Annotated in this window: 18 protein-coding genes; 6 read left to right on the forward strand and 12 right to left on the reverse strand. The window is 54.7% G+C overall.

Annotation, left to right across the window (positions count from 1 at the left end; genetic code table 11):
* Positions 1-770 precede the first annotated feature (770 nt).
* Together PXG97_RS18150 and PXG97_RS18155 are read left to right on the forward strand one after the other, a co-directional pair.
* Positions 771-2,429, forward strand: coding sequence for a dipeptidyl-peptidase 3 family protein (locus PXG97_RS18150; protein ID WP_276499236.1), 1,659 nt, complete (start codon positions 771-773; stop codon positions 2,427-2,429).
* Positions 2,430-2,776: 347 nt separating this feature from the next.
* Complete coding sequence (locus PXG97_RS18155; protein WP_276499237.1) at positions 2,777-2,989, forward strand: hypothetical protein; 213 nt, start codon at positions 2,777-2,779, stop codon at positions 2,987-2,989.
* 73 nt (positions 2,990-3,062) lie between these two features.
* Here the strand turns inward: PXG97_RS18155 and PXG97_RS18160 are convergent, their stop codons facing one another.
* The 7 genes from PXG97_RS18160 to PXG97_RS18190 all read right to left on the reverse strand — a co-directional run bounded on the left by PXG97_RS18160 (position 3,063) and on the right by PXG97_RS18190 (position 8,894).
* Complete coding sequence (locus PXG97_RS18160; protein WP_276499238.1) at positions 3,063-4,208, reverse strand: NAD(P)/FAD-dependent oxidoreductase; 1,146 nt, start codon at positions 4,206-4,208, stop codon at positions 3,063-3,065.
* A gap of 3 nt (positions 4,209-4,211) precedes the next feature.
* Positions 4,212-4,463 carry a hypothetical protein gene (locus PXG97_RS18165; RefSeq protein WP_276499239.1) on the reverse strand — a complete coding sequence of 84 codons (252 nt, stop codon included), beginning with the start codon at positions 4,461-4,463 and terminating at the stop codon, positions 4,212-4,214.
* Positions 4,415-5,113, reverse strand: a complete 699-nt coding sequence (locus tag PXG97_RS18170) for an alpha/beta hydrolase (protein ID WP_276499240.1) — start codon at positions 5,111-5,113, stop codon at positions 4,415-4,417. Before PXG97_RS18170 ends, PXG97_RS18165 begins: the two co-directional genes overlap by 49 nt.
* A gap of 79 nt (positions 5,114-5,192) precedes the next feature.
* Complete coding sequence (locus tag PXG97_RS18175; RefSeq protein WP_276499241.1) at positions 5,193-6,119, reverse strand: alpha/beta fold hydrolase; 927 nt, start codon at positions 6,117-6,119, stop codon at positions 5,193-5,195.
* Between the two features lie 190 nt (positions 6,120-6,309).
* Positions 6,310-6,711, reverse strand: a complete 402-nt coding sequence (locus PXG97_RS18180; protein WP_276499242.1) for an SPW repeat protein — start codon at positions 6,709-6,711, stop codon at positions 6,310-6,312.
* Between the two features lie 11 nt (positions 6,712-6,722).
* The gene (locus tag PXG97_RS18185; protein WP_276499243.1) at positions 6,723-7,283 is read right to left on the reverse strand and encodes a vitamin K epoxide reductase family protein; all 561 of its coding nucleotides are present in this window, start codon (positions 7,281-7,283) and stop codon (positions 6,723-6,725) included.
* A 135-nt stretch (positions 7,284-7,418) separates the two neighbouring features.
* Complete coding sequence (locus PXG97_RS18190) at positions 7,419-8,894, reverse strand: APC family permease (protein WP_276499244.1); 1,476 nt, start codon at positions 8,892-8,894, stop codon at positions 7,419-7,421.
* A gap of 294 nt (positions 8,895-9,188) precedes the next feature.
* Between PXG97_RS18190 and PXG97_RS18195 the strand changes: the two genes are divergently transcribed.
* Positions 9,189-9,386: a hypothetical protein gene (locus tag PXG97_RS18195; RefSeq protein WP_276499245.1), complete on the forward strand. Its 198-nt coding sequence runs from the start codon at positions 9,189-9,191 to the stop codon at positions 9,384-9,386.
* A 20-nt stretch (positions 9,387-9,406) separates the two neighbouring features.
* Here the strand turns inward: PXG97_RS18195 and PXG97_RS18200 are convergent, their stop codons facing one another.
* From PXG97_RS18200 to PXG97_RS18220, 5 genes are all read right to left on the reverse strand, one after another.
* The gene (locus tag PXG97_RS18200; RefSeq protein WP_276499246.1) at positions 9,407-9,886 is read right to left on the reverse strand and encodes a hypothetical protein; all 480 of its coding nucleotides are present in this window, start codon (positions 9,884-9,886) and stop codon (positions 9,407-9,409) included.
* A gap of 128 nt (positions 9,887-10,014) precedes the next feature.
* Complete coding sequence (locus PXG97_RS18205) at positions 10,015-10,368, reverse strand: Rieske (2Fe-2S) protein (protein WP_276499247.1); 354 nt, start codon at positions 10,366-10,368, stop codon at positions 10,015-10,017.
* Between the two features lie 4 nt (positions 10,369-10,372).
* Positions 10,373-10,747, reverse strand: coding sequence for a DUF3221 domain-containing protein (locus PXG97_RS18210; protein ID WP_276499248.1), 375 nt, complete (start codon positions 10,745-10,747; stop codon positions 10,373-10,375).
* Entirely contained in the window at positions 10,747-11,412 is a 666-nt protein-coding gene (locus tag PXG97_RS18215) for a DUF2461 domain-containing protein (protein ID WP_276499249.1), read from the reverse strand. Before PXG97_RS18215 ends, PXG97_RS18210 begins: the two co-directional genes overlap by 1 nt.
* 208 nt (positions 11,413-11,620) lie before the next feature.
* Positions 11,621-12,328 (reverse strand): hypothetical protein, encoded by a 708-nt coding sequence (locus tag PXG97_RS18220; protein ID WP_276499250.1) that lies wholly within the window; start codon positions 12,326-12,328, stop codon positions 11,621-11,623.
* 370 nt (positions 12,329-12,698) lie between these two features.
* Between PXG97_RS18220 and PXG97_RS18225 the strand changes: the two genes are divergently transcribed.
* The 3 genes from PXG97_RS18225 (at position 12,699) to PXG97_RS18235 (ending at position 17,198) form a co-directional block, all read left to right on the forward strand.
* Positions 12,699-15,242 (forward strand): PIG-L family deacetylase, encoded by a 2,544-nt coding sequence (locus PXG97_RS18225; protein WP_338088615.1) that lies wholly within the window; start codon positions 12,699-12,701, stop codon positions 15,240-15,242.
* A gap of 97 nt (positions 15,243-15,339) precedes the next feature.
* A complete protein-coding gene (locus tag PXG97_RS18230) occupies positions 15,340-15,486 on the forward strand; it encodes a hypothetical protein (protein WP_276499251.1) in 147 nt (48 codons plus the stop codon).
* Positions 15,483-17,198 carry a sodium:solute symporter family protein gene (locus tag PXG97_RS18235; protein WP_276499252.1) on the forward strand — a complete coding sequence of 572 codons (1,716 nt, stop codon included), beginning with the start codon at positions 15,483-15,485 and terminating at the stop codon, positions 17,196-17,198. Before PXG97_RS18230 ends, PXG97_RS18235 begins: the two co-directional genes overlap by 4 nt.
* Positions 17,199-17,568 lie beyond the last annotated feature (370 nt).

Below are 17,568 nucleotides of genomic sequence, written 5' to 3' on the forward strand. Positions count from 1 at the left end.
TCTTAGCGGCACCAGGCTTGTCCCCGCTGCTCTGAACTTCTAAGACCGCCACTTCCGCTGCTGCGAGTAACCTTGTCAGCGTTCTGAAGTACCGTGCCCAACCACCCCTGCCCCTCAGAGCTACGCTCGCTCCCTTCGAACTCGCTTTCTCGGTAGCCTAAGGAGGGGAGCCTGTAAATACTGTAGCCCAAGTATAAGATCTATTGCTGTTGGGGCAGCATCAGCACAAACCCGCCCCAACCCCTCCCAGGAGGAGAATCTCCGCAGGCGATTGCACCCCTATGGTCCTCTCAATTAAATAGCTACAGCAAAAGCCGTGGCTATCGAACTAGATCCCAGTCCTTGGGTTGAGCGCCTTCTAGATTTCCGGTGCCGAAGGCATTGCGACGTTAGGAGCAAAGGAAATGTAGAAGGCGCGATGCCCGAGGACGAGCCCTCTCGGGCTGGAGAGCAGAAAGCCAGAGGTGAAACAAGCAAGTGGTAAGGCCGTGGATGAACGGCAGCTAGTACAGATAGCTTGGTTCAAGATACGGAAAGCAGGGGCTAATAGCGGCACAAGCGGAGGCTTACGCCAGCAGAAGTGTAGCCAAAGTATAAGTAAATCGCTACAAACCACTAGAGCCACAGCCGCGATACTACAGCAGGGAACCATTCTAGAGACTGCGCTGGAAACGGCCAAGAAAGAACGACAGCATCCCTGGACACCACTCCCTTTGCCATAAGCGCAAAAAGCATTATCTTCATCATCAAACTAATCCTAAACTAACCCCATGAAACCACGCCACATACTTTTTGCCTCTGCTATAGCCGCCGCCACCTTTGGCTGTAGCAGCAGCACCACCGATGGCAACGAAGCCACCACCGAGACCGTTGCCGCAGACGAGTTGCAGCAGAAGCTGGATGCTTATACTTCGGTACGCCTCACGGCTGACCTGAGCCACCTGAGCGAGAACGAGAAAAAGATGATTCCGCTGCTGATCGAGGCATCGGATATCATGAACAAGCTCTTCTGGTACGAAGCCTACGGCAAGCGCGATTCGCTGCTGACTGCGCTGGACAGTGAGGCCGCCCAAAAATATGTGCAGATCAACTATGGCCCCTGGGACCGCCTGGACAACAACGAGCCATTTATACCGGGAGTAGGTCCAAAGCCAGACGGTGCCAATTTCTACCCGACGGACATGACGAAGGAGGAGTTTGAGCAGGCCAACCTGCAGGACAAAGCCAGCCAGTACACGTTCCTGCGACGCGATGAGAACGGAAAACTGATCACGGTGCCTTACCACGTGCAGTTTAAGGAAGAGGTACAGCGTGTGTCGGACCTGCTGAAGCAGGCTGCTGCTTTGGCTGATGATGCTGGCCTGAAGAAGTACCTGACTTTGCGCGCCGAGGCCGTGCTGACTGATAATTACCAACCGTCGGACCTGGCCTGGATGGACATGAAGACAAACAAGTTGGACATAGTGATCGGCCCTATTGAGACCTATGAGGACAAGCTGTTCGGCTATAAGGCGGCGCACGAGGCCTATGTGCTGGTAAAGGACATGGAGTGGAGCGAGCGCCTCTCAAAGTATGCGGCTTTTCTGCCAGAGCTGCAGCGCGGCCTGCCGGTTCCGGCACAGTATAAAACCGAAACCCCGGGCACCGACTCCGATTTGAATGCCTACGATGTGGTATACTATGCCGGCGACAGCAACGCGGGCAGCAAGACCATTGCCATCAACCTGCCTAACGATGAGGAGGTGCAGCTGAAGAAGGGCACGCGCCGCCTGCAGCTCAAGAATGCCATGCGGGCCAAATTTGATAAGATCATGGAGCCGATTGCCGAGGAGCTGATTGCGGAGGACCAGCAGCAGTATGTTACTTTTGATGCCTTCTTTGCCAACACCATGTTCCACGAGGTGGCGCACGGTCTGGGCATCAAGAACACGATCAACAACAAAGGCACGGTGCGCGAGGCCCTAAAGGAGCATGCCTCCGCCCTGGAAGAAGGGAAAGCCGATATCCTGGGCCTCTACATGATCACGCAGCTGCAGGAGAAAGGCGAAATCTCTGGTGACCTGAAAGAATACTATACAACCTTCCTGGCCGGTATCTTCCGTTCTGTAAGGTTTGGTGCGGCCAGCGCGCACGGCAAGGCCAACATGGTGCGCTTTAACTTCTTTAAAGACAACGGGGCCTTTGAGCGCGACGAGGAAACAGGCAAGTACCGCGTGAACTATGAGAAGATGCGCGAGGCGATGAACAAGCTGTCGGAGAAAATCCTGACGCTGCAGGGTAACGGCGACTACGCAGGCGTAGGCACACTGCTAAACGAGCAGGGCCAGATAAGCCCGCAGTTGCAAGCCGACCTGGACCGCCTGGCCAAGGCCAATATTCCGGTAGACATTATTTTTGAGCAAGGCACGGAGGTGCTGAGCCTAAAATAACCTGCTCTTTATTCCTATCATGCGAGCGAGTCCGGCCACAACTGGGCTCGCTTCATTTTAAGCACAAACGCAGTGAAATTGTACTATAAAAATAATAAATATAAGCCATGCGTTATCCTCTCAATAAAGCTGCCGAAAAGGTTCCGGAATAAGAACTGCAGGCGTAATTCTGAGGGAGTAACTTCGATAATTTAAGTAAAGATGCTGTATTTCTTAGTGAGCAACTGATTCTGAGGGTGGTAGCACAGTTAAAAAGGAAAAACTTTATAACTTATATGGGTTGCAAAGAGTATGTATTGGTTGTTTAATCAATTGCAAACCAAAACTTTAAACCTTCAAGAACAGCCATGAGAAGTTTTTATGACTTTAACAGAAGCAGCCCCAAAGAACGCCAGGAACAGTACAAGTATTTCCCAGAACTAGCGCTATTTCATATAGCACTTCGCGAAGAGTTAGGAGAAGAAGAGTATGACGCCTTCTACCAGGCCGAGCAGGATGCGCAAAAGCGCTTCATTACCCCTATGTCTCACCAAACCACCACCAAATGGGCAACAGCTTAAGGCAAACCAGACACAGCATGTAAAAAGGCAAACTGTACTTCACAGTTTGCCTTTTTGTTTTAGAGCAAGGCCGCTATACCTGCTGCAACACCAGTTCAGCCCCTTCTTCTCCCACCAGTGAGCCGATAGCTATGCCCATGCCACCCAAGCGCACGGCACAGCTTATTCTGCCGGTTACCTTCTGGACCAGCGTAGTTTTGGCATTGCCTGAGCCCAGGCCCATGATCCCGCTCCAGCGGTGCTGCACCTCAAATGGGGTGTCCGGTAGGATCACCTCGCGCAGCAGCTGCTCCAATCTTTGCTGTATCAGCTCCGTTAGTCCCAGCTCCGTGGTTGTTTCGGCCTCAAATGCCAGGTTACGGCCACCGCCAAAGAGCACCCGGTTGCCAATGTTACGGAAGTAGTAATAGCCTTTGTCGTAATGAAAGGTGCCTTTGAATTTAAGATCATCGATAGGCTTGGTGATGAGCACCTGCGCGCGGGCTGGCTGAACCTGCAACGAGGGGATCAGTTTCTGCGCAAAGCCGTTGGTGGCCACCAATACAGCACGAGCTTTTAAGTTTAAGCTCTGTGCCGTCACAGCAACCACATCCTGCGCATTCTCCTGTAAGGCCTGTACCTCCAACCCGTTTAGCACCAACACGCCCATTGCCTGCACCTTCTGCGTAAGCGCCAGGATCATTTTGCCTGTGTCTATCTGGCCTTCGGCGGTGCTCAGTAGCAGGTGCCGCACGCCTTTAAAGCCAAACGCGCTTATCTTGTCGTCGGCTGTCTGGAACACTTCTGTCTCGCCAATGGTGTTTTGCAGCTGCTTGTTCAGGTAGGGGAGTTGCTCCAGGCACGCCTCATATAGCTCCTGCTGCTTTGGCTCGAACAGCTCGTAGCCTCCCCAGCGGTGGTAGTCTATGGTACTGTCGCCCAGGTTCTGGCGCAGGCGCTGCAGGCCTCTCCAGCGGCGCTCCACTAATCCGAAAACCTCCTCCTCGGAGTGGTGCCGCAGGTCGTCGAGCAGCTCGGAGGGGCTGCCGAAGCAGGCAAAGCCGGCGTTCTTGGAGCTGGCCCCGGTAGGCAGCAAGCCGCGCTCGGCCACTACCACCTTTAGCTGTGGCTGCTGCTTTTTCAGGTGCAGGGCTGCATTTAACCCCACAATGCCACTGCCGATAATCAGGACATCAATGTCCTTAAAGTATGTTTCCTGTTCCCAAAAGCTCAGTTGCATAGGCTAGTTGTCTGTCCGGAAGTGGGGATGGTCGTAGGTACGGGCTTCCTGCTCAGCTATCAGTTCGTAATGGGTGAGCATGATCTCGCGCTCGCCGCTGTTCATGGCTTTAACGAAAGTGCCGTCAGGTGTTTCGTAGATGGCGTAATTGTGCTGCCCGAAGGGGTAAAGGTTATTGCTGCGCAGGATCTGGGCCTGCGTCAGGTCTACCTGCCGCCCGTTGGTGGTGGTAACGATGTATCTGCTTTTATCCATGTCTCTTCTAATATGCGGCTTAAGATACCACTTATTTCGTCAGCCTGGTGCAGCACCATTAAATGTTCGCCCCGCTTCACTTTAATCACATCGGGCCTGTCGTGCAGGGGTAGGATAAGGTCGTGGGTGCCGTGGATCTGCACCAGCCCCGGCAGCACCTCCTGCTGCGGCCAGGCCAGCAGTTGCCCCAACGACCAGCGCAGCACCTTTTCGTCTATCTCCAGTATGGCTTCCTTTAGCAGCTGCTTCTCTTGTTTGGTGTGTGCCCCGAAGAACAGGGGGGCGATTGGGTGCACGCTTTGCATCAGCTTCAGCGGCATCCAGCGGTGCAGGTCTGTTTTGCCGATCGCCCGGTAAAGGGCAGGCAAGGCGTGGCGTGTGGCCAGGCTGGAGATGAGGATGGTCTTGCGCGGCCTGAGGATCTTGCTCAGCTCAATGGCCACCAGCCCGCCGTAGGACAGGCCAATCAGGATAGGGTCAGGGTCGGTGATTTGCTCCAGTAGCCGGTGTACGTAGGCGTGCAGGGGCTCATCGATATGCTTCGGCGCGACCCACTCCACGTACTGTTGAGGTATGTACTCAGGTAGCCTCAGGCTCTGAAACATGCGCCAGTCGGCGCCCAGCCCGCTGATAAAGTATGCTGTGCTCATGGTATACTTGTACGGGCAGAAAGGTACTTGTTTTTAGGCAGAAGGTACAGCCTGCAGCAGCTTTATACTTTATCGGGGCTCAAGGCACCCGTGCCAGCCCGTGTCCCAGAAACCGTAGCGCGTCCTGCACCGTCTCCTGTGGCAGCTCTTCCATAGGAATGTGGCCGGCACCAGAGTACATAATCAGCTGAGCCCCGTTTATACTTTGCTGGAAGCGTGTGGCATTGGCCGCCGGTATCCAGGCATCGGCCTCGCCCCAAAGTATAAGCGTGGGTGCCTGCACCTGCGCCAGCTTGTGCAGGTTATCGGCATCCACCGTGTTCAGGCGGGCAATAAAGGCCTCGCGGTTGCCCTGGCGCAGCAGCATGTCGTGGCTCAGGCTGATGGCCTGTTCCGTAAGTTTGCTGTCGTCGCCATACACCTCCAGCAGGCTTTTCTCCACGATAAAACGAGGGGTGATATACTTGAGCGAGTGACGGAGCAGGGGTGTTTGTGCCATCCGGAACGGCAGGGAGATGCCTTTGTCGTTGGCGTTGGTAACACCCGTTGGCGATACCAGGATAAGCTTCTGCACCCGCTCAGGGTGGTCGGCGGCAAAGTCGAAGGCGATCTGCCCGCCCAGGGAGCTGCCGGCAAGGTGGGCTTGCTCAATACCAAGGCTATCCAGGAAGTGCAGCAACAAGTCAGCATAATAGTCGATGGTATAGGTGTCGGTGACGTTTCGGCCCGTGAGGCCAAAGCCGGGCAGGTCGAGGCGCAGCACGCGGTGGCTCTTGCTGAGCTCGGACGCCCAGCCATCCCAGGTGTTCAGGGAGGCGGCTGTGCCGTGCAGCAGCACAATCGGTGTTCCTTTTCCTTCGTCGCGGTAGTGCACGTTGGCGCCGGCTATACTTTTAAACCTTGATGCCGGATGTTTATACTTTGCCGCTACTTCCTCAGCGGGTATGTCAGCGCGGATCATGAGCGCGGTGGCAGCCACCAGTATCAATGCCGCTGCTACAGCCATACGTCTAGTCCTGGGTTTCATCGTTTTATCGTTTGGGAATGGCGCGAAGTATAAATTTATACTTTAAAAGTATAAATAAGGGTATCTTGGGAGCTGTTTTTTTGAAGGTACAGACAGGGGGATACCTGGAAAGAAAAAGCACCAGAAGCTTATGCCCCTGGTGCTTTACGTTTAGCTGCCGGTGTTCTTCCTACTCTTCTAAATCAACCCTCGGCTGCCTTTTGGCCTCCCGCGCATGCATGGAATCCGACTTCCAGAGGGCAGACCAGCCACCTCCGTAGGTTTCCTCTATCTTGCCTTTTATAAAGCTAAGCCCGGTAACCAGAGCACCCACCACCATGCTGTTTACTGTGGCAGTGGTATTGTCGTAGCCTAATACCCAGGGGGCCAGCAGCAGCCAGAGGCCCAGCGGCACGTTGTAGAGGCGCACCACACGGGTAGCTTCCCACCACGAGACGATGGCAAAGCTGGCTATCACCGGCCCTACGATATGCTCGTTGTCAGTGATGATCTTGATATCATTATAGCCAAGTATGGCCGCCGAGGCCATGAGCCAAATGCCGAGTATTGCGTTGATAACCTGTGCCCACATAGCGCTGTGCTTTAAATTACTTTTCCCTGAACTTCCTTATAGCCCCAAAAGGCCTTCCACATCGACACCTTGGCGTCCTTCACCCGCTTCATGTACTGCAGACTGGCCAGCATCTCGTCCATGGCCGGGCCGATCATCACCACAGATATCAGCGCCGTGCTGAGGCAGAGGGTGCACCAGGCATCGTACAATACCGGCTGCAGCACCACCAGCAGCACGCTCACAAACCCAAGCGGGCCAACGGCCAGACCAAAGGCTATTACGATCCAGGGCATGGTGCGCCACCTGCGAATGCCCCCGATCACCCCGGCCAAGGCATCCACCAGGTAGCCGAGGGCTCCGAGAACGGCGTCTGGCACGGGCAGTAACTGGGACGTTTTAGAGGTAAGGATCTTCTGGCTGCCGTTCCCGAAAAAAGGCTCCCAAACAGTGTCTACTACTTTTAGCTGGAACAGGGCCAGGTAAGTGGCGATGGCAAAGCCCACCATCGCCGCGATGACGATCGGCAGCCGCTGCGCCCACGAAGCCGGGTTATAACTCCACCCTGGCGGTATACCTTCTTCTTTGCTCATATAGCTTTCTGCTTTTATTCAGATTGTACTACGTGAGCAGCAGGCGTGCGTTATACTTTGGCCGTATTCCGCCATTTTGCACAAAGAAAAAGCCTGCAAATGGGTTGCAGGCTTTCCTATGGTGGGTATCATTATTTATCCCTTGATTTTCCTGAACCTGTTGCCGAAGAGGTAGTATACCGGCACGCCCAGCGCCACGATAATGAGCCCCGGCCAGGTGAAAACAGGCTTGTAGATAAGCAGGATAAGGCAGATGCCGGAGGATAGGAGCACGTACAGCGCGGGCAGCACCGGGTAGCCAAAGGCCTTGTAGGGACGGGGCAGGTCCGGGCGCTTTTTACGCAAAACAAACACCCCGATGATGGTCAGGATGTAGAACAGCATCACGGCAAAGACCACGTAATCGAGCAGGTCGCCGTAGGTGCCGGTGAGGCAGAGCAGGCAGGCCCACACGCACTGCAGCCACAGTGCCGCGGCCGGTACGCCGTTTTTGTTCAGGCGGCCCATTTTCTCGAAAAACAGCCCGTCTTTGGCTATGGCATAGTATACGCGCGCGCCGGAAAGTATAGCCCCGTTGTTACAGCTAAAGGTAGAGATCATGATCAGGATGGCAATGGCCACGGTGGCCTCGTAACCGCCAATCACCTCTGCCGCCGCAGCTGCCACCCGGTCGTTGTCGGCAAAGGTAATGCCTTGCCCGATCGTTGTGGCGGCATCCGGGGAGCCGTGCATCGGCAGCACCAGCAGGTACACCAGGTTGATGAGCATGTAAATGCCCATGACAATGGCCGAGCCAATCACCATGCTGAGCACGATGGTGCGTTTCGGGTTTACGATCTCATCGCCTGAAAAGCCAATGTTGTTCCAGGAGTCGGCTGAGAAGAGAGCCCCTACCATGGCCATGCCCAGCGCAGACACGAGCACTGTGCCGGTAGGCACCGGGGCGCCAGAGCCGCTCGGGCCCCAAAAGTCGGAGAAGTTAGCGGCAACGGCCGTGTCGTTTACGCCGAACAGCAGGCCAAAGAGAATCAGGCCAAACAGGGCGACAAGCTTGGTGCTGCCAAAGATGTTCTGGATGAGCTTTCCGCTCTTCACGCCCTGGGAGTTCATGTACGTCAGGAAGATGATACTGACAATGGTCAGCAACTGCACAGAGGTAAACTCCAGCCCGGCCACCTGCAGCAGGACATTGTCCTCGCTGAACCAGGGGATGAGCACGCCGGTAAAGCGCGCAAAGGCCACGCCCACGGCCGCAATCACACCCGTCTGGATCACCAGGAACAGCGTCCAGCCATACAGGAAAGCCACCATCTTGTTGTAAGCCTCCTTCAGGTACACATACTGCCCGCCCACATTCGGGAACATGGAGGAGAGTTCGCCATAGCTGACAGCACCCACCATGGTCAGGAAACCGGAGATGAGCCAAACCAGCAGCATGTAGCCGGGGCTGACGACAGTGCGGGAGATATCGGCGGTAACGATGAAGATGCCTGAGCCGATCATGCCGCCCGTCACGATCATAATGGCATCATACAGTGTTATTTCACGCTTAAAGCTGCCTTTGCCCTGGGCTTCTTCCTGTACTTCTGATGACTTGGTAGTATGCTGCATAAGTAAAAATGAGGCACAAAGGTAATGTTTTTTGTCCTCTGTTATACACCCTGCTTCTTCATAAGGGGCGGAAGCTGGTGTGGGGCCTTGCTGAATGATTCACAGCACCATCCGGAGGTGCCTTTTGCGCCTTCTGCCACAAATTCGTTTGTCAGGTAATCTCGCATGTTCACGGATGAAAACAGGATGTTGGTATAATAGGGTAGTGTTTTATGCAACAGTACTTTGTAATGCACAGTACTATAGAGTAAGTTTGCAAGAACAAAATCAGTTACACTATAAAAATTTACCACTATGAAAATCTTAGTTCTTATCGCCGCCTCAATTTTTGGTTTTGGTTTCGCAGTGCAGGAAACCTACAAAGTGCCACAGCCAGAGCAAGCATTCGTGTTACGCGAAGCCCCTGCCGTACTGGAGGAGCCTGTAATGGATGTGATGCTGGACACAGTGGAAGTAACAGTAGAAGCCCCGGTAGCGGTAGCCAGCCTGTAAGGTAGCCGCTGCCCGCGCCTCTAGGCTATCTGCTCGAACGCAGGGGGCTTACAGGTCCGCAGCCAGCGCAGGCCCTCCTGGCGGTTGTTAAAGTTCTGCATCTGCAGGCGGGGGTTCACGCGCAAATACAGGTCGCGGGCTGAAAGCCGGCTGAACATGTTGGAAGAGTACACGTGGGCCATGTACTGGAGGCCTGCGTGGGTAACCTGGGGCAGCCAGTCAAACTCCAGCCAATCGTTTGCCTCCGACCAATCGCCGGTAACAAGTGTCTTATCGTTGAGCAGCTTGTTTGGGCACTTATAGGTTTGCAGCAAAGCCAGGTACAGCTTGCTGGTTGTGATGACGTCACCCGCCGTAATATGCCCGTACCACTTTGCCTCTATATAATCCCGGTGCAGCTGCAGTTTTACAAAAGTGCCCCCTCCCGGCTGTGTCAGCTTGATAGGGTTCGGCCATGCTGCCAACTCATGCTCAAATTCGGATCTGTAAGATGACTTCATTAACTTCTAGCTAAAGGTGGGCGCAAAGGACAGTTCTTTGCGGCCTCTCCATAAGCATACTTTTACGTCCGTGCAGGGGAAACGGCTAAAGTGTCGGTAAGTATAATTATACCCTATATAAGGAAAGGTTAATTTGATGGCAGGCCAATGTATACCCCGTCCGCACGCACTTCAACTGGGTAAGCCGTCGCGTTCCGCGACCGATACTCGCACTCACGGCCGTTTTGCAGGTTAAAGCGGTAGCTGTGCCAAGGGCAGACCACCTCGTTGAGGTAATTGGTGGTGCCGCGGCTAAGGGAGTACCCCAGGTGCGGACAGGCATCAGCCACGGCGAAGAAGCCGGCTGAGGTATGGGCGAAGCAGATTTTCCTGCCGCCGAGCGTCAGTTGTGTCAGCTTCCGCAACGGTACCTGCCGGATGGCCTCCTCCTGAGAGGCGAATGCCCTGTGCCAGGTGTATTGCTCTGTTTCATTGCCAGCCATGCCTCTAATAGCTAATTCTTACAGCTTTTGCATGGCCTTGTACCGGCTGCATCTCCTGTACATCCCCATCGAACCAGGCCTGTATCTGATGGCCTTCGCGCAGTTCGTCCAGCGTCAGCGTTTCGCCATCCCCGCTCTCAATCAAGGTGTGCTCATCAATCTTCACGCTTGCATCCTGATAGGTGGCCGAAACGCCCTCCAGAGACTTCACTGCCACCACAGCTTTGGCTTTTTTTCCGTTCTGGGTGTTATACTTTATATGGGTGATGTAGCCGTACACATCGGGCAGGGTGTCCGGGATGCGCTTGGGCTTCTGGCGGCACGAGAATAGCGCAAGTAGCAGCAGCAGGCTGAGCAGGGAGTAGGTTGCTTGTCTCACTATGGTTCTGTTATGGCATTGTTCAGAAAATCATGGAGTGGCTTTACTTGCCGGAACAGCGGCATGGCCCGCTCTATGAAACCAGGCTGTCTCACTTCCTCATCCGTATAATAGCGCAGCACCTGGTACCCTTTGTACTGCAGCAGCTCCAGCTCTGGGTGCCCCTTATCATACCCGCGCGGGGCGTGCCTGGTCTTTTCTCCCCTAAAGCTCCCGAACGTGGCCTTAAAGTCAGGCTCTTCCAGCAACTGCCGTAGCTGGCCGGGGTTATAATCAATCTCTTCGCGGATCAGCTCCAGTTGCTTTGAGCCAGGTTTGCGTATGCCGCCGCCCACCCTCGAGCGCCCTCCGGGCTCTAAGGCCAGTAAGTAGTTGGCAAATGGCGAGTGGCGCCCTCCCGGTGATATGCCTGCTCCAAAGTAGCTTTTGTACGGTGATTCCCCTTTTTTGGAAAAATCATTTTTATTGATCCGGAAGATGCACTCCTGCACCCTTACCCCATGCAGCGAGGCGTCGAACTGCTGTAACTGCTCCAGGACGTGTTCCGCCAGTTCTATAAAGTACGCCTTTGCCTGTAAATAGTCCTCCCGGTGCTCGTCCATCCATGCTTTGCTGTTGTGCTGCTGTAGCTGCTCCAGAAAAGAAAGTATAAATGGGATGTTCATGTACAGGGCGTGGGGCTAACGTTTCGGGGTTTTGGCATTAAACCATATCACGCCGGCAATAATTATGATAGCAAGTATAATGATAAGTATGAGTGTCATAGCTTTCTTTGTTTTAGGTTAATGGTGCGTTGTACTTGTACTAGGCACCTATCCCTATTGTTGCAAAGAGAGGCAAAGGAATGCAGGAAGCTATGTGAAAGGCGTAGCCTTAGGCCACCCGAAGCACCGTGTCGCCCAGGAGTGCTTTGCGGATGCGGCCCTCGGACTGGTAGTGCGACAGAAAATCACCGCGCCGGCAGACAGCCGGCCTGGGCTCCTTCAGGAGGACCACCTTGGCGCGCTGGCCTACTGTAATGATACCAATGCCGCGCCGCTCGCAGGCGGCCAGCAGCTGCTTGGCCAGGTAATTATGCCGAAACGTAAGGCTGCTGACAGATATTCCAAGCCACTGCTCATCAGCCTGTGTCTTTTTCAGCTCGTTCAGCAGGCTAAGCAGGTAGCGGGTCTTCAGCCGCTTTTCCAGGTAAGTATGTAGGGCAAAGGCGCTTGCAGCCAGCACAACGGCGGCTACCAAGCCTGTAACCAGGAAGCCCAGTTGCCATCCCGCCACAGAAACGGCTGCAAGCCCAAGCAGCGCAGTGGCATAGCGGAATACGCTCAGCCCACCTTTTTTATAGGCGACAAGTGCTTTGGCTATCTGAGGGGAGTGCTGGGTGTGCAGGGCGGCCACGAACAGGGAGTTATCCTGCTTCTTTAGAGAAAATAGTCCCTGGACAGTATGGCCATGCCGGGTTAGTTCGTCTTTATCTATTAGCACCTTGCTGCTCCCGAAGCGGGAGGCATAGTGGTTGCGCAAAAAATCATACGCAAAGTCGTTAATGTTGCTGTCGCTCTGGCTGGCCATATTTTCAGTCACATAGGTGAAAAAGGGTATGCAACACGCTTGCAAATGCATGTTTTTACGACAATACACCAGCAAGAGTTAGGGATAAGGTAAGCGCTACTATAGATGTTAAACACTAGAATCGGACAAACATAGTATTTTATTAATTTTACTCCTATCTTTTTCTTAGATTTTTTGCTGGGAAACAAGAAGTTCTAACACTGATAAGCTGCAGCCAATGGTGGTTTGGGAAGTATAGGCGCAGATAGGATCTGTCTGTTATGCCACTGCTGCGCTTTGTCAGGTTAACCTAACGCCGCTTATTATTCATCCGCAGAAATGCTTAGTTTTACAGGGAATACAGAAATCTAAACCGGCAGCCTCACCAGCTGCTGCACACTCTATGAAGATGCGTTACCCACTGATCCACTCGCTGTTACTCTCACTAGGCCTGCTGCTACTGCTGCAGCCGCCACTGCAGGCGCAGGCCCCTCCGAGTAGCTCGGCCACGGAGGTATTGCAAGACCTCCAGAAACTAAATGTGCTGGGCCGGGTGCTCTATGTTGCGGCCCACCCCGATGATGAGAACACCCGCCTGATCGCCTACCTGGCCAACGAGAAGCTTTATGGCACGGCCTACCTGTCCATTACGCGTGGCGATGGGGGGCAGAACCTGATCGGGCCGGAGATAAGCGAGAGCCTGGGCATCATCCGCACACAGGAGCTGCTGCAGGCGCGCCGCACCGACGGTGGCCAGCAGTTCTTTACCCGCGCCAACGACTTCGGCTACTCCAAGAACCCTGCGGAGACTTTTACCATTTGGGACAGAGAGCAGGTGCTGGCCGACATGGTGTGGGTTATCCGCAAGTTCAGGCCCGATGTGATGATTACCCGCTTCCCGCCCGATGAACGCGCAGGCCACGGACAGCACAGCGCCTCGGCCATACTTGCCGAAGAGGCTTTCAAGGCTGCCGGCGACCCCAAGCGCTTTCCGGAGCAGCTGAAGCAGGTGGAGGTGTGGCAGCCCAAGCGCCTGCTCTGGAACACAGGCGTGTGGTCGTTCAGGAGCCAGGAGGAGTTTGAGAAGTATGGCAAGGAGCTGCTAAAAATAGACGTGGGCGGCTATAACCCGCTGCTGGGTGCGTCTTATGGCGAAATGGCGGCCCGCAGCCGCAGCATGCACAAGAGCCAAGGCTTTGGGGCCAGCGCCGCGCGCGGCACGAGCATAGAGTACCTGCAGCACACGGCGGGGGAGAAGGCGCAGCAGGAGCTGTTTGAAGGTATAAACACTACCTGGGGCCGTGTAAAGGGTGGCGGGAAAGTGCAGCAAGTCATTCAAAAGGCGATAGATGATTTTAACCCTGCCAAACCCGCAGCGGTGGTGCCGGAGTTGCTGGCCGCCCGAAAGGAACTGCAGAAACTGCCGGATGGCTTCTGGAAGCAGACAAAGCTGCAGGAGCTGGAGCAGGTGCTGCAGCAGGCCATGGGCCTGTACCTGGAAGTTGCCGCCAGCGATTACGCCGCTGCCCCCGGCCAGCCGGTGACGCTACAGGTAGAGGCCATAAACCGCTCCGAGGTACCGGTTACGCTGCAAGGCATAACGTATAGCTTTGCAAATGCGGATACAACCCTGAACATCAACCTAAGCCATAACGAGCCACTGAAGTACAGCAGCCGTAAAACCCTGCCGCAAAGCATGGCCTACTCCCAGCCCTACTGGCTGCGCGAGAAGGGCACCCTGGGCATGTTTGCCGTAAAGGGGCTGCATCAGGTAGGCAGGCCAGAGAATGAGCCGGCAGCAACGGCTACGTTTTCGCTCCGGGTGTCTGGGGAGCCGCTACAGGTGCACGTGCCCGTGGTGTACAAGCGTACCGACCCGGTGGATGGCGAGGTGTACCGGCCGTTTGTGGTAACGCCGCCCGTGTTTGTGAACCTGCGGGAGCAGGTGCTCATGTTTGCCAACGGCGAGCCCAAACAAGTGCAGGTGCTGGTGAAGGCCGGCAAGCAGGGCGTGAAAGGTGAATTGAAACTGGACCTGCCGAAGGGCTGGCGCTCAACGCCTGCCACTGTGCCGTTTGATTTGGCAGAGAAAGGGGCTGAACAAAGTATAAACTTTATGGTGTACCCGCCTAAAAAGCAGCAGGAGGCGCAGCTGAAGGCAGTGGCTACGGTAGACAACAAAACGTACTCCCAGGGGCTGAACGAGATTAACTACAAGCACATCCCGGCGCAGGTCACTTTTCCGGAAGCGACGGCCAAGGTGGTGAAGCTGGAACTGGAGAAGCGCGGCGAGAAGGTGGCCTACCTTATGGGTGCCGGAGACGACATCCCCACCAGCCTGCAGCAGATCGGCTACGACGTCACGTTGCTGCAAGACAGCGACATCCGCCTGAACTACCTGAAACAGTTCGACGCGGTTATACTTGGCGTGCGCGCCTACAACACCGTAGACCGCCTGAAGTATTACCAGCCTACCTTGCTGGAGTACGTGAAGCAGGGCGGGAACCTGATTGTACAGTATAATACCAGCCACGCGCTGGTGATGCCAAACCTGGGGCCATACCCGCTCCAGCTCAGCCGCGACCGCGTAACAGTGGAAAATGCCGAGGTGCGCCTGCTGGCCCCTGACCACCAGGTGCTGAACTTCCCGAACAAGATCACCAAAAATGATTTTGAAGGGTGGGTACAGGAACGTGGCCTGTACTTCCCGAACAAGTGGAGCCAGGAGTACACTGCCATACTTTCGGCAAACGATCCTGGCGAGCCCGCCCTAAACGGTGGTCTGCTGGTGGCCAAGTATGGAGAAGGCCACTACATCTACACGGGCTACTCGTTTTTCCGGGAGCTGCCGGCCGGTGTGCCGGGTGCTTACCGCCTGTTTGCCAACATGATTTCGCTGGGCAAAGGCAGTGACTCCGGCAACGCAGCCAAATCAAGTATAAAATAGACTTTAGCGTACCAGGTATCACGACACACAGAGCAGGTACCTGTGTATGATAAAATCATCGTGCTACTTGATACATGCTACGAGATACGTTAAAACCATGAAAGATAATCACCCTGTAGACGAGGAACCGCCTGTCGAGAAGCCCCCTTTCTTTGAGCGTTGGGCCGGCATGTACTGGCTTGTGCTGGGCAACCTGGCCTTCCTGATCCTCCTGTTTTACATCATCACCAAACTCTACGAATGAGACCCTTAGACTGGATCGTGCTGTTGGGCACACTGGGCTTTATTGTTATCTACGGCGTCTGGAAAACGCGCGGCAGCAAAGACATAGAAGGTTACCTGAAAGGCGATAACAGCATGAAGTGGTGGACCATTGGTCTGTCCATCATGGCCACACAGGCCAGCGCCATTACCTTCCTGTCTACGCCGGGGCAGGCGTATGAAGACGGGATGCGCTTTGTGCAGTTCTACTTTGGCCTGCCTGTCGCCATGGTCATCATCTCCATCACCGTTATCCCGATCTTTTACAGGCTGAAAGTTTACACGGCCTACGAGTTCCTGGAAAACCGCTTCGACCTGAAGACCCGCTCCTTGGCCGCCCTCCTGTTTTTGGTGCAGCGCGGTCTGGCGGCGGGCATCACCATTTACGCCCCTGCCATTATACTCTCCACCATACTAGGCTGGAGCCTTACGGTTACCAACCTTCTTATCGGCATGCTGGTGATCATTTACACGATGTCGGGGGGGACGAAGGCGGTGAGCGTGACGCAGAAGCAGCAAATGGCCGTGATGATGGGCGGCATGATCATAGCGGGCGTTATGGTGGTAAGCTACCTGCCGGACAACGTGGGCTTCGGAGATGCGGTGGCGGTGGCCGGTAAAATGGGCAAGATGAACGTGGTAGACTTCTCGTGGGATTGGGAGACGAGCTGGAACGACCGCTACAACTTCTGGTCCGGTTTAACAGGCGGGCTTTTCCTGTCGCTCTCTTATTTTGGCACCGACCAAAGCCAGGTAGCGCGTTACCTGGGCGGTAAATCCATTGCCGAGAGCCGGCTGGGGCTGCTGTTTAACGGCCTGCTCAAGATTCCGATGCAGTTCCTGATATTGTTTATAGGGGTGATGGTGTTCGTTTTTTACCAGTTTAACCAGCCACCGGTGTTCTTCAACGAGGCAGCCAAGACCAAAGTATATGCCACAGCCCACGCCGAGGAACTGCGTGCGCTGGAGGCAAAGTATAGCGAGGTATTTGAGCAGAAGCAGGAAGCGGTGCAGGGGTTGGTATCGGCCATCAAAGCGGAGGACGAGTCAGCTATTGCCACTGCGCAGGCAGCGGTAGAAGGTTATACTGCTGCAGGCAAGGAGGTGCGCGAGCAGGTGAAAGGCGTGATTCAGAAAGCCACACCCGATGCAGAGACCCGGGACACCGACTATGTTTTCATCTCCTTTGTGATGAAGTACCTGCCCACAGGGCTGGTAGGCCTGCTGCTGGCCGTCATCTTCTCGGCTGCCATGTCTTCCACGGCCTCAGAGCTAAACGCGCTAGCCTCCACCACGGTGGTAGATATTTACAAGCGCTCCGTAAATCAAGACGGCAGTGCCACCCACTACCTTAATGCCTCACGGCTCTTCACGCTGGCCTGGGGGCTTATTGCCATACTCTTTGCCACCTACGCCTCGCTGCTGGACAACCTCATCCAGGCGGTGAACATCATCGGGTCTATCTTTTACGGCACCATACTGGGCATTTTCCTGGTGGCCTTTTACTTTAAGCGCATCAAGGGCAACGCCGTGTTCATTGCCGCCATACTTGCCGAAGCCGTGGTGCTCTATTGCTATTACTTCACCGAGGTGGCTTTTCTGTGGTTCAACGTTATCGGCTGTGTGGCGGTGATTCTGTTTGGCTCTATACTACAGGGGCTGATCGGTAAGAAAAAGAAAGAGTTGGTGGCATAGGTTCTAAATCGATTGCGAGGAGGCCTGACCAAATGCGTGGTTCCCTCTCCGAAACAGGAGAAGGAATCTCTGCAGCTGAGCGTATTCCCAAACCTCACATATAAATTGTTAGGGATGCAAGGCTTTGCTAAGGAGGGAAGTTGTACTTCGTGCTTCTTCTTCCGCCTTGGCAACTCACACCACTCTTTGCGTGCTCTTGGAAGGTTACTGGTGGAAGGGAGGGTATAAATATAGATCTTCCCTAAACCCTTCGCTCGCTAATTCAAATCCGTAGCTTCACATTAACCATCAGCAGAAGTATAAACCCACCCCCAGCGAGCGTTGCTCGCTAGTTCTTAACCCACGTTCTGGCTGGTCCATAATAAACTCT

It is taken from the genome of Pontibacter litorisediminis (assembly GCF_029360645.1).
Taxonomy (GTDB): Bacteria; Bacteroidota; Bacteroidia; order Cytophagales; family Hymenobacteraceae; genus Pontibacter; species Pontibacter litorisediminis.

What these genes read in the sequence shown, in the direction of transcription:
- PXG97_RS18160 (WP_276499238.1), bottom strand. Translation starts at nt 4,208, where the DNA reads ATGCAACTGAGCTTTTGGGAACAGGAAACATACTTTAAGGACATTGAT.
- PXG97_RS18205 (WP_276499247.1), bottom strand. Translation starts at nt 10,368, where the DNA reads ATGGCTGGCAATGAAACAGAGCAATACACCTGGCACAGGGCATTCGCC.
- PXG97_RS18230 (WP_276499251.1), top strand. Translation starts at nt 15,340, where the DNA reads ATGAAAGATAATCACCCTGTAGACGAGGAACCGCCTGTCGAGAAGCCC.
- PXG97_RS18150 (WP_276499236.1), top strand. Translation starts at nt 771, where the DNA reads ATGAAACCACGCCACATACTTTTTGCCTCTGCTATAGCCGCCGCCACC.
- PXG97_RS18175 (WP_276499241.1), bottom strand. Translation starts at nt 6,119, where the DNA reads ATGGCTGTAGCAGCGGCATTGATACTGGTGGCTGCCACCGCGCTCATG.
- PXG97_RS18165 (WP_276499239.1), bottom strand. Translation starts at nt 4,463, where the DNA reads ATGGATAAAAGCAGATACATCGTTACCACCACCAACGGGCGGCAGGTA.
- PXG97_RS18225 (WP_338088615.1), top strand. Translation starts at nt 12,699, where the DNA reads ATGAAGATGCGTTACCCACTGATCCACTCGCTGTTACTCTCACTAGGC.
- PXG97_RS18200 (WP_276499246.1), bottom strand. Translation starts at nt 9,886, where the DNA reads ATGAAGTCATCTTACAGATCCGAATTTGAGCATGAGTTGGCAGCATGG.
- PXG97_RS18180 (WP_276499242.1), bottom strand. Translation starts at nt 6,711, where the DNA reads ATGTGGGCACAGGTTATCAACGCAATACTCGGCATTTGGCTCATGGCC.
- PXG97_RS18190 (WP_276499244.1), bottom strand. Translation starts at nt 8,894, where the DNA reads ATGCAGCATACTACCAAGTCATCAGAAGTACAGGAAGAAGCCCAGGGC.
- PXG97_RS18215 (WP_276499249.1), bottom strand. Translation starts at nt 11,412, where the DNA reads ATGAACATCCCATTTATACTTTCTTTTCTGGAGCAGCTACAGCAGCAC.
- PXG97_RS18235 (WP_276499252.1), top strand. Translation starts at nt 15,483, where the DNA reads ATGAGACCCTTAGACTGGATCGTGCTGTTGGGCACACTGGGCTTTATT.
- PXG97_RS18155 (WP_276499237.1), top strand. Translation starts at nt 2,777, where the DNA reads ATGAGAAGTTTTTATGACTTTAACAGAAGCAGCCCCAAAGAACGCCAG.
- PXG97_RS18195 (WP_276499245.1), top strand. Translation starts at nt 9,189, where the DNA reads ATGAAAATCTTAGTTCTTATCGCCGCCTCAATTTTTGGTTTTGGTTTC.
- PXG97_RS18185 (WP_276499243.1), bottom strand. Translation starts at nt 7,283, where the DNA reads ATGAGCAAAGAAGAAGGTATACCGCCAGGGTGGAGTTATAACCCGGCT.
- PXG97_RS18170 (WP_276499240.1), bottom strand. Translation starts at nt 5,113, where the DNA reads ATGAGCACAGCATACTTTATCAGCGGGCTGGGCGCCGACTGGCGCATG.